A 12123-nucleotide genomic window follows, 5' to 3' on the forward strand; every position below is an offset into this window, starting at 1 on the left:
CTGTCACCGTGATGTCACTGTGCACGTAGCAGAAACGCAGCAGGAGACCAGAAGGTTCCCCAGATCTTGTACTTCTACACGACTATGCGCACACCGAGTCGGCAACTCCGCGTGAACACCGAACCTTCCCGTGATGGTCGCGCAACTGCCCAACGTTCCCCTCATTCCCCTCGCATCCACTGATCCATCACCGCGAGCAGGTGATCGGGATCGACCGGCTTCGTCACGTAGTCGGAGGCGCCCGACTCGATCGCCTTCTCCCGGTCGCCCTTCATCGCCTTGGCGGTCAGCGCGATGATCGGCAGACCGGCGAACTGCGGCATCCTGCGGATCGCATTGGTCGTGGCGTACCCGTCCATCTCAGGCATCATGATGTCCATCAGCACGACCGCCACGTCGTCGTGCTGCTCCAGGACCTCGATCCCCTCCCGGCCGTTCTCGGCGTACAGCACGGACAGGCCGTGCTGCTCCAGGACGCTGGTCAGGGCGAAGACGTTGCGGATGTCGTCGTCGACGATCAGGACCTTCTGACCACCGAACCGGATGCCGCGGTTCGGCTTCGGCGCCGGCTCCTGATCGGCCGGGGCCCACTGCTCCAGCTGCGCGGGGCGCGGCGGCAGCTCGGGCATCCTGCGACGCCGCCGGAACAGGGCGGCCGGCCCGTTCTGCGTCTCGCGGTACGACTTCACCTCGGCCGGCGTCTCGACCTCGACGTCCGACAGCTCGGACAGGTCGGTCGTCGACGCCACCAGGTCGCCTGCCTCCAGGGCGGGCAGCTGCTGCTGGTAGCCCTGGGGCGGCAGTTCACTGGGGTGCAGCGGCAGATACAGCGTGAACGTCGAGCCGCGGCCCGTCTCACTCTGCGCGTAGATCTCACCGCCGAGCAGCTGCGCGATCTCCCGCGAGATGGACAACCCGAGGCCCGTACCGCCGTACTTCCGGCTGGTCGTGCCGTCGGCCTGCTTGAACGCCTCGAAGATCACCCGCATCTTGCTGGAGGCGATGCCGATCCCCGTGTCGGTCACGGAGAACGCGATCAGCTCGGCCTCCGGATCGGTCAGCGACCCGGTCTCCAGCAACTGCTCCCGGATCCGCTGCGGCACGTCGTCCCGCGCCGGCCTGATGACCAGCTCCACCGAGCCCGAGTCGGTGAACTTCACCGCGTTCGACAGCAGGTTGCGCAGCACCTGCAGCAGCCGCTGCTCGTCGGTGTGCAGCGTCGCGGGCAGCTCCGGAGAGACCCGCACCGACAGATCCAGGCCCTTCTCCGCCGTCAGCGGCCGGAAGGTGGCTTCCACGTAGTCCACGAGCTGGACGAGCGCGATCCGCGTCGGGGAGACGTCCATCTTGCCCGCCTCGACCTTCGACAGGTCGAGGATGTCGTTGATGAGCTGGAGCAGGTCCGAACCGGCCCCGTGGATCGTCTCGGCGAACTCGACCTGCTTCGGGGAGAGGTTCCCCTCGGCGTTGTCGGCGAGCAGCTTGGCCAGGATCAGCAGCGAGTTGAGCGGCGTACGCAGCTCGTGCGACATGTTCGCGAGGAACTCGCTCTTGTAGCGCATCGACACCGCGAGCTGCTCGGCACGCTCCTCCAGAACCTGCCGCGCCTCCTCGATCTCGGTGTTCTTCACCTCGATGTCGCGGTTCTGCTGGGCCAGCAGCTCGGCCTTCTCCTCCAGTTCGGCGTTGGACGCCTGGAGGGCCTTCTGCCGCTGCTCCAACTCGGCCGAACGCTCCCGCAGTTGCTCGGTCAGCTCCTGCGACTGCGCCAGCAGCAGCTCGGTCTTGGTGTTGACGGAGATGGTGTTGACGCTCGTCGCGATCATCTCGGCGATCTGGTTCAGGAAGTCCTTCTGGATCTGCGTGAACGGCGTGAAGGACGCCAGCTCGATGACCCCGAGCACGCTGCCCTCGAACAGCACCGGCAGCACGATCACCTGCGCGGGCGGTGCCTCGCCGAGCCCCGAGGAGATCCTCAGGTAGCCGCTCGGCGCGTTCTCCACCAGGATCGTGCGCTTCTCCTCGGCAGCCGTCCCGACCAGCGCCTCACCGGGCTGGAACGACGTCGGCATGGAGCCCATCGAGTAGCCGTAACTGCCGAGCATGCGCAGCTCGTACTGGTCCTCGTCCGTGGCGCTCACGTCCTCGCCGTCGACGAGCGGCATCGCCACGAAGAACGCGCCGTGCTGCGCGGAGACGACCGGGGTCAGCTCGCTCATGATCAGCGACGCCACGTCCTCCAGGTCGCGGCGGCCCTGCATCAACGCGGAGATCCGGGCCAGGTTGCCCTTGAGCCAGTCCTGCTCCTTGTTGGCGATCGTGGTGTCGCGCAGGTTGGCGATCATCTTGTTGATGTAGTCCTGGAGCTCCTGGATCTCCCCGGACGCGTCCACGTCGATCTTCAGATTGAGATCACCACGGGTCACCGCGGTCGCCACGCGCGCGATGGCACGCACCTGCCGGGTCAGGTTCCCGGCCATCTCGTTCACCGACTCGGTCAGGTCCCGCCAGGTGCCGTCCACGTCACGCACGCGTGCCTGGCCGCCGAGCTGCCCCTCCGTGCCCACCTCGCGGGCAACCCTGGTGACCTCCTCGGCGAAGGACGACAGCTGGTCGACCATCGTGTTGATGGTCGTCTTCAGCTCCAGGATCTCGCCGCGCGCGTCGATGTCGATCTTCTTCGTCAGGTCACCCTTGGCGATGGCCGTGGTCACCATGGCGATGTTGCGCACCTGACCGGTCAGGTTGGACGCCATCTGGTTCACGGACTCGGTGAGGTCCTTCCACGTACCTGCCACACCCGGCACATGCGCCTGCCCGCCCAGGATGCCGTCCGTGCCCACCTCACGGGCCACCTTGGTGACCTGCTCGGCGAACGAACTCAGCGTCTTCACCATCGTGTTGATCGTGTCGGCGAGCTGCGCGACCTCACCGCGCGCCTCGATGGTCACCTGCCGCGTCAGGTCACCGTTGGCGACCGCCGCCGAGACCTGGGAGATGTTCCGCACCTGAGTGGTGAGGTTCTTCGCCATCAGGTTGACGTTGTCGCTCAGGTCCTTCCAGATGCCCGTGACGCCCGGCACGTGCGCCTGGCCGCCCAGGATGCCCTCGGTGCCCACCTCACGGGCCACCCGGGTCACCTGCTCGGCGAAGGACGACAGCTGGTCCACCATCGTGTTGACGGTCGTGACCAGCTCGAGGATCTCGCCCTTGGCGTCGACGGTGATCTTCTTCGACAGATCGCCCCGGGCCACCGCGGTCGTGACCTCGGCGATGTTGCGCACCTGGACGGTCAGGTTGTTGGCCATGCCGTTCACCGACTGGGTGAGGTCCTTCCAGGTGCCGGAGACGCCCTGCACCTCGGCCTGACCGCCCAGGATGCCTTCCGTACCCACCTCACGGGCCACTCGCGTGACCTCCTGGGCGAAGGACGACAGCTGGTCCACCATCGTGTTGACGGTCGTGACCAGCTCGAGGATCTCGCCCTTGGCGTCGACGGTGATCTTCTTCGACAGATCGCCCCGGGCCACCGCGGTCGTGACCTCGGCGATGTTGCGCACCTGGATGGTCAGGTTGTTGGCCATGCCGTTCACCGACTGGGTGAGGTCCTTCCAGGTGCCGGAGACGCCCTGCACCTCGGCCTGACCGCCCAGGATGCCTTCCGTACCCACCTCACGGGCCACTCGCGTGACCTCCTGGGCGAAGGACGACAGCTGGTCCACCATCGTGTTCAGGGTCGTCACCAGCTCGAGGATCTCCCCGCGCGCGTCGACGGTGATCTTCTGCGACAGGTCACCCCGGGCCACCGCGGTCGCGACCTCGGCGATGTTGCGCACCTGGATGGTCAGGTTGTTGGCCATGCCGTTCACCGACTGGGTGAGGTCCTTCCAGGTGCCGGAGACGCCCTGCACCTCGGCCTGACCGCCCAGGATGCCTTCCGTACCCACCTCACGGGCCACTCGCGTGACCTCCTGGGCGAAGGACGACAGCTGGTCCACCATCGTGTTCAGGGTGTTCTTGAGCTCCAGGATCTCCCCGCGCGCATCCACGGTGATCTTCTGGGACAGGTCACCCCGGGCCACCGCGGTCGCCACCTGCGCGATGTTGCGCACCTGCGCGGTGAGGTTCCCGGCCATGCCGTTCACGGAATCCGTCCGGTCCCGCCACACACCGGCGACCCCGGGCACCTGCGCCTGACCGCCCAGCCGCCCGTCCGTACCCACCTCGCGCGCCACCCGGGTCACCTGGTCGGCGAAGGACGACAGCTGGTCCACCATCGTGTTCAGGGTGTTCTTGAGCTCCAGGATCTCCCCGCGCGCGTCGACGGTGATCTTCTGGGACAGGTCGCCCCGGGCCACCGCGGTCGCCACCTGCGCGATGTTGCGCACCTGCGCGGTGAGGTTCCCGGCCATGCCGTTCACGGAATCCGTCAGGTCCCGCCACACACCGGCGACCCCGGGCACCTGCGCCTGACCGCCCAGCCGCCCGTCCGTACCCACCTCGCGCGCCACCCGGGTCACCTGGTCGGCGAAGGACGAGAGCTGGTCCACCATCGTGTTGACGGTGTTCTTGAGCTCGAGGATCTCCCCGCGCGCGTCGACGTCGACCTTCTGCGACAGGTCGCCACGGGCGACCGCCGTCGTCACCTGCGCGATGTTGCGCACCTGGGCGGTGAGGTTCCCGGCCATGCCGTTCACGGAATCCGTCAGCTCCCGCCACACACCGGCGACCCCGGGCACCTGCGCCTGACCGCCCAGCCGCCCGTCCGTACCCACCTCGCGCGCCACCCGGGTCACCTGGTCGGCGAACGCGGAGAGCTGGTCCACCATCGTGTTGATGGTGTTCTTGAGTTCGAGGATCTCCCCGCGCGCGTCGACGTCGATCTTCTGCGACAGGTCGCCACGGGCGACCGCCGTCGTCACCTGCGCGATGTTGCGCACCTGGGCGGTGAGGTTGCCGGCCATGGAGTTGACGGAGTCCGTGAGCTCCTTCCACGTGCCCGACACGCCGTCCACCTGGGCCTGACCGCCCAGGCGTCCCTCGGTGCCCACGTCCCGGGCCATCCAGGTCACCTGGTCGGCGAAGGACGACAGCTGGTCCACCATCGTGTTGATGGTGTTCTTGAGTTCGAGGATCTCCCCGCGCGCGTCGACGTCGATCTTCTGCGACAGGTCGCCACGGGCGACCGCCGTCGTCACCTGAGCGATGTTGCGCACCTGGGAGGTGAGGTTGCCGGCCATGGAGTTGACGGAGTCCGTGAGCTCCTTCCACGTGCCCGACACGCCGTCCACCTGGGCCTGACCACCCAGGCGTCCCTCGGTGCCCACGTCCCGGGCCATCCGGGTCACCTGGTCGGCGAAGGACGACAGCTGGTCCACCATCGTGTTCACGGTGTTCTTCAGCTTGAGCATCTCGCCGGAGACGTCGACCGTGACCTTCTGCGACAGGTCACCGTTGGCGACCGCCGTCGTCACCTGCGCGATGTTCCGCACCTGTCCGGTGAGGTTGCGGAACGCCGTGTTGACGGAGTCGGTCAGGTCCTTCCACGTGCCGGCCGCGCCCGGCACCTGCGCCTGACCGCCCAGCTCACCCTCGACACCGACCTCCCGGGCCACGCGCGTGACCTCGGCACCGAACGCGGACAGCTGGTCCACCATCCCGTTGACGGTGTTCTTCAGCTCCAGCATCTCGCCGGCCACATCGACGGTGACCTTCTGCGACAGGTCACCGTTGGCGACCGCCGTCGTCACCTGCGCGATGTTCCGCACCTGTCCGGTGAGGTTGCGGAACGCCGTGTTGACGGAGTCGGTCAGGTCCTTCCACGTGCCGGCCGCGCCCGGCACCTGCGCCTGACCGCCCAGCTCACCCTCGACACCGACCTCCCGGGCCACGCGCGTGACCTCGGCACCGAACGCGGACAGCTGGTCCACCATCCCGTTGACGGTGTTCTTCAGCTCCAGCATCTCGCCGGCCACATCGACGGTGACCTTCTGCGACAGATCACCGTTGGCCACCGCCGTCGTCACGGCGGCGATGTCCCGCACCTGAGTGGTGAGGTTCCTGAAGACGGTGTTGACGGAGTCCGTCAGGTCCTTCCAGGTCCCCGCCGCACCCGGCACGTTCGCCTGTCCGCCGAGCCGCCCCTCGGCACCCACCTCGTTGGCCACGCGCGTGACCTCGTCGGCGAAGATCCGCAGCGTCTCGGTCATCTGGTTGATCGTCTCGGCGAGCTGCGCGACCTCACCGCGCGCCTGCACCGTCACCTTGCGCGACAGGTCACCGTTGGCGACCGCCGTCGTCACCTCGGCGATTCCGCGCACCTGGGCCGTGAGGTTCCCGGCCATGGTGTTCACGGAATCGGTGAGTTCCTTCCACACTCCCGCGACCCCGGGCACCTGGGCCTGACCGCCCAGCGCGCCGTCGGTGCCCACCTCACGGGCCGCCCGGGTCACCTCGGAGGAGAACGCCGACAGCTGGTCGACCAGCGTGTTGACGGTGTTCTTCAGCTCCAGCATCTCGCCGGCCACCTCGACGGTGACCTTCCGCGACAGATCACCGTTGGCGACCGCCGTCGTCACCTCGGCGATTCCGCGCACCTGGGCCGTGAGGTTCCCGGCCATGGTGTGCACGGAATCGGTGAGTTCCTTCCACACTCCCGCGACCCCGGGCACCTGGGCCTGACCGCCCAGCGCGCCGTCGGTGCCCACCTCACGGGCCACCCGGGTCACCTCGGAGGAGAACGCCGACAGCTGGTCCACCATCGTGTTGACGGTGTTCTTCAGCTCCAGCATCTCGCCGGCGACCTGGACCGTGACCTTCCGGGCCAGATCACCCTTGGCGACCGCCGTCGTCACCAGCGCGATGTCCCTCACCTGGGCCGTCAGCCGGTACGCCATCGTGTTGACGGAGTCCGTCAGGTCCCGCCAGGAACCCGACATGCCCCGCACCCGGGCCTGCCCGCCCAGCTTGCCCTCGGTGCCCACCTCACTGGCCACACGCGTGACCTCGTCGGTGAACGTCGACAGCTGGTCGACCAGCGTGTTGACGGTGTTCTTCAGCTCCAGCATCTCGCCGGCGACCTGGACCGTGACCTTCCGGGACAGATCACCCTTGGCGACCGCCGTCGTCACCAGCGCGATGTCCCTCACCTGGGCCGTCAGCCGGTACGCCATCGTGTTGACGGAGTCCGTCAGGTCCCGCCAGGAACCCGACATGCCCCGCACCCGGGCCTGCCCGCCCAGCTTGCCCTCGGTGCCCACCTCACTGGCCACACGCGTGACCTCGTCGGTGAACGTCGACAGCTGGTCGACCAGATTGTTGACGGTCCGTCCGACCTTCAGGAACTCGCCCCGCAGCGGCTGACTGTTGCCGTCCGGCACCTGCGTCCGCAGCTCCATCCGCGGCGACAGATCACCCTCCGCCACCGCCGTCGACCAGATTGTTGACGGTCCGTCCGACCTTCAGGAACTCGCCCCGCAGCGGCTGACTGTTGCCGTCCGGCACCTGCGTCCGCAGCTCCATCCGCGGCGACAGATCACCCTCCGCCACCGCCGACAGCACCCGGCCGACCTCGGAGACCGGCCGTACCAGGTCGTCCACCAGGGCATTGCCGTTGTCGATCGCCGTCGCCCAGGAACCCTCGCAGGCTCCCGTCTCCAGCCGCTCGGTGAGCTTGCCCTCGCGGCCCACCATCCGCCGCACCCGCGAGAGCTCACCCGTCAGATGCAGATTGCGGTCGGCCACTTCGTTGAAGACCGCCGCGATCTCGGCCATCACGCCGTCACCCGACACCGTGAGCCGCTTGCGGAAGTTCCCGTCCCGCATCGACACGAGGGCAGTCATCAGCCGGTTCAGGGCCGCCGTGTCCACCTCGGTCGTGCCGCTACGCACCTTGCCCTGGTTGACCGGGGACTGTCCGCCTTTCGCGCGCGTCTTCTTGCCACGCGTCGCTGCGCCAGACTCCACTGTGTCCCTCCCGCAGGGATCGACCGTCACTGCTGTGCTCGGGTACCACGCTCGCCGTACCAGTTACTACTGCGTATTCTCTGCCCTGCATACCAGGCTGTTTCCACGGGGGCTGCTGCCCACGGTCACCATCGGGCACACAGCCCGCCCGGACCTTCACAGGAAGCTTGCCCAGTGTTTCACCCTGGCCGAACCAGGCCATAACAGTTCGGCAGCTTCGCACATCGTCCGCACACCCTCCGGACGGAAACACTGCAGACCGGCATCCGCATGGACCGCGAAGGTAAGTAACCTTGCATCCGGCTGTCCAGCCGCGCCGGTCCGTCCGGCCTGGGCGGTGGCACGAAGACGAGCGGGCATCGGAGGGGCGGCCGCACACAACATGACCACCGGACTGATCCCCGGGGGACAGCCCCCGGACCCCCGGCCGACGGGCAGCCTGCCGCAGCAGCGGCGCGAGCCGGTCGGCCCCGCAGCCCAGCACGTCGAGAACCGGTCGAGGAGTTCTGTGATCACCGCGCGCGCGGCCGCCAGTTTCGAGCCCGTCGGGCGATCGGTCGCGAGCGCCCGCTCCTTCGTCCGCGACACCCTCCAGGGCTGGGGCTTCGCCGACATCGTGGACGACGCCGTCGTTCTCACCAGCGAACTGGTGACCAACGCCGTGGTCCACGCCGGCACCTCCGCCGACGTGCTCTGCCTGCGCAGCGACGAGGGCGTACGCATCGAGGTGGCCGACCGCTACCCCGAACGCGAGATCCCCCTTCAGGCCACGGCCATCAACATGGGCAGCCCCGACCGCGAAGGCGGCCGCGGCCTCCAGCTGTGCGCGGCCCTCGCCGGCCGCTGGGGCGTCGAGTACATCCCCACCCACAAGACCGTCTGGTTCCAACTGGATCTGCCCGCACGCGCGGTGGGCACCCGCACGGCCGGACCCGCCCTCCCCTCCGACCTCCTCCCCCTCGCCGACGGCCGGGTCCGCGTCGCCGTCATCCAGATCGACCGCACCGGCCACATCACCGCCTGGAACGAGGACGCCGAGGAGCTCTTCGGCTACCCGGCCGAGCAGGTCACCGGCAAGCCCCTGACCGACCTCGCGGCCTGGCCCCACACCCCCGGCACCAGCACCGGCATCGCGGAGGCCCTCCGCCTGTCCCGCTGGGAAGGCAGCTACGGCATCCGCGCAGCCACCGGCCGCGTCACCCCCGTCTACGCCTCCCACCTGCGCGTCCGCGACACGGGCGGCGAGCCGTCAACCGTGTGCCTCCTGGTACGGGACCACGAACGGGCAGTTCTGCAGACGCCCCTGCGCGTCCACGGCTCCGACACCTCGAGCGGCGCCGAGGGCCAGAGCACCGACCCCTTCGAAGTCTTCATCGGCTCCCCCGCCCCGGACGACCTCGACGGCCTCCTCCAGCGCACGGTCGAACGCGCCCGCGACATGCTCGACGGCGACTCGGCCTTCCTCCTGCTGGCCACCGACGACGAGACGGAACTGGAGGTCCGCGCCTCCACCGGCCTGCCCTCGGCCCGTCAGCGCTTCGCCCGCGTCCCCGTCGAAGCCGGCCCCGGCCGCTACGGCTCGGCCCGCATGCCCGCCGTCCACGACGACCTGACCGCGGTCCCCGGAGCGGTACCCCTGCTGAACGGCACGGGCATGCGCTCGGTCGTCACCGTCCCGCTGAAGGTCGAGGGCCGCCTCACCGGCTCCCTCGGCGTCGCCGCCGAAGCCCCCGCCAGATATTCCAACGAGGAGGCCCTGCGCCTCCAGTTCGCCGCCGACCGCATCGCCCTCGCCGTCGAATCGGCCCGCCTGGGCGAACTGGAACGCCTGCGCCGCGGCTCCCTCAGCTTCCTCGTCGAAGCGTCCGACCTGCTGGCCGGCACCCTCGACCGCGACCAGACCCTGGCCCTCATGGCCCAGATGACGGTCCCGACCCTCGCCACCTGGTGCGCCGTCTACACGATCGCCGACCAGGCCTCCGAGCCCTACCTCTCCTACGTCCTGCACGAGGACGAGGAACTCATCGACGGCATCAAGTCCCTGCTGTCGAAGGTCCCCCCGCCCGACCCGGTCCCCACCCCGGGCGCCCGCGTGTGGACGGCCCCCAGCGAGGTCGCCCACCAGGCGGCCCTGCGCACCTCCATGCGCAGTCTCGGCCTCAGCAGCAGCCCCACCCGCCAGGTCACACCCGGCATCGGCCCCACCCTCGCCACCGCCTCCGCCGTCGGCGGCGAGACCGTCGTCCTTCCCCTGGTCGCCCGCAACCGCGTCATCGGCATGCTGACCCTGGGCAAGCCGACCGACGAACACTTCCGCCAGGAGATCCTGGAACTCGCCGAGGACCTCTCCCGCCGAGCCGCCCTGGCCCTGGACAACGCCCGCCTCTACTCGGAGCGCACGGCGATCAGCCAGTCCCTCCAGCGCAGCCTCCTGCCCCCGGAACTGCCGATGATCGACGGCGTCGAGGTGGAGGTCATCTACCGCGCCGCCGGCGAGGGCAACGAGGTCGGCGGCGACTTCTACGACGTCTTCCCCATCCGCGACGGCGCCTACGGCTTCGCCATCGGTGACGTCTGCGGCACGGGCCCGAACGCGGCGGCGGTCACGGGCCTGGCCCGCCACGCCCTGCGCCTGCTGGCCCGCGAGGGACTCAGCGGCCCGGCGGTCCTGGAGCGCCTCAACTCCGCGATCCTCGACGAAGGCGCCCGCAGCCGCTTCCTCACCCTTCTCTACGGCGAGATGCGCCCCCAGGAGGACGGCAGCGCGGAACTGAAGGTGGTCTGCGCCGGACACCCGCTGCCGCTGCGCCTGCGCCAGGACGGCTCGGTCGAACCGGCCGCGGAACCCCAGCCGCTCCTCGGCGTCATCGAGGACCTGGAGCTCTACGAGCAGACCGTCACCCTCGACCCGGGCGATGTCCTCCTGTGTGTCACGGACGGTGTCACGGAACGCCGGGAGGGCGCCCGCATGCTGGGCGACGACGGCCTCGCCGACGTCCTCACGACGTGCACGGGCCTGACGGCCGGCGCGGTCGCGGCGCGCATCATGCGCGCGGTGGAACGCTTCGCGTCGGACGCCCCGTCGGACGACATGGCGATCCTCGCCATGCGCGTCCCGGGCCTTCAGAAGGACTAGGAGAACGCGAAAGGCCCCACCCGTAAGGGTGGGGCCTTTTTATCGGAGCCCCCAAGCGGAATCGAACCGCTGACCTTCTCCTTACCATGGAGACGCTCTACCGACTGAGCTATAGGGGCCTGTTGCTTGCGAGGTCTCCCCCGCGGCAACGGAATAGATCATACCCCGAACAGAGCCGTGCTCCCAACCACGTCAGAAGGCGGGCTGCAGAAGTCCTCCGAGGGCATTGCAGGCGGACACGACGCGCTGCATGTCGCGCTTGGTCAGCGACGCGTCCACCGGTAGCGCCAGCGTCTCGTCGGAGGCTCGTTCGGTCTCCGGCAGCGAAACACACCGCCGGAATTCGGGCAGCCGGTGCACGGGCGTCTTCACCGGCACCCGGCACTCAACTCCCTTGGCCCGCACGGCTCGCGCGAAGGCATCCCGATCGGGTCGTCCATTGCCGGGAACCCGCACGACGTATTGCTGATAGGTGTGCCCGTCACCGTCCTCCGGCGCCCGGACACCCCTCAGCTTGGCGTAGAGGTAAGCCGCGCGCTCCCTGCGCTGGGCTATCTCGTCGTACGGCGCCTCGGACTCTCCCTGTTCCAGAACGAGCAGTCCGTGCCGCTGGCCGAGGGCGTGCAGCCGCGGGATGTCGGCGAGTCGGCCGAAGCGGTGTACGGCAACCACGGCCGCGGTCCGCGGAGTCACCGCCGCTTCCACAGCGGCGGCATCGAGGCAGTAGGTGGCGGGGTCTATGTCGGCGAACACCGGAAGAGCCCCGACTTTGGCCACGGCCTCGGCGACCTCGACGTTACCGAAGGCCGGCACCACGACCTCGTCACCGAGTCCGACGCCGGCGGCCCTGAGCATTGCAGCAGTACCCATGCTGTGGATGCTGCTCGCACAACGTGAACTTCAAGTGACGTGGAACAAAAAAGGGTTGGACCCGAAACCGAAGTTTCGGGTCCAACCCTTTCAATGATTGTTCGGCGGCGTCCTACTCTCCCACAGGGTCCCCCCTGCAGTACCATCGGCGC

3 protein-coding genes, 1 tRNA gene and 1 pseudogene are annotated in these 12123 nt (G+C 68.8%); 1 reads left to right on the forward strand and 4 read right to left on the reverse strand.

Features of this window, described 5'->3' with window-relative positions:
- Positions 1–161 precede the first annotated feature (161 nt).
- Both FDO69_RS20650 and FDO69_RS43090 read right to left on the reverse strand, forming a co-directional pair.
- On the reverse strand, positions 162–5240 hold the full coding sequence (locus FDO69_RS20650) for a HAMP domain-containing protein (RefSeq protein WP_478131818.1): 5079 nt from the start codon (positions 5238–5240) through the stop codon (positions 162–164).
- 33 nt (positions 5241–5273) lie between these two features.
- Positions 5274–7824: pseudogene (locus FDO69_RS43090) on the reverse strand (HAMP domain-containing protein); the annotation flags it as partial.
- A gap of 523 nt (positions 7825–8347) precedes the next feature.
- On the opposite strand from FDO69_RS43090, the gene FDO69_RS20665 reads away from it, so the two are divergent.
- A complete protein-coding gene (locus FDO69_RS20665) occupies positions 8348–11101 on the forward strand; it encodes a SpoIIE family protein phosphatase (protein ID WP_104781326.1) in 2754 nt (917 codons plus the stop codon).
- Positions 11102–11147: 46 nt separating this feature from the next.
- Here FDO69_RS20665 and FDO69_RS20670 read toward each other — a convergent pair.
- Together FDO69_RS20670 and FDO69_RS20675 are read right to left on the reverse strand one after the other, a co-directional pair.
- Positions 11148–11220 (reverse strand) — tRNA-Thr (locus FDO69_RS20670).
- A gap of 73 nt (positions 11221–11293) precedes the next feature.
- Positions 11294–11956, reverse strand: a complete 663-nt coding sequence (locus FDO69_RS20675; RefSeq protein WP_104781327.1) for a DegT/DnrJ/EryC1/StrS family aminotransferase — start codon at positions 11954–11956, stop codon at positions 11294–11296.
- Positions 11957–12123 lie beyond the last annotated feature (167 nt).

Origin of the sequence: Streptomyces tibetensis, assembly GCF_007655005.1 — a bacterium.
GTDB lineage: Bacteria > Actinomycetota > Actinomycetes > Streptomycetales > Streptomycetaceae > Streptomyces > Streptomyces tibetensis.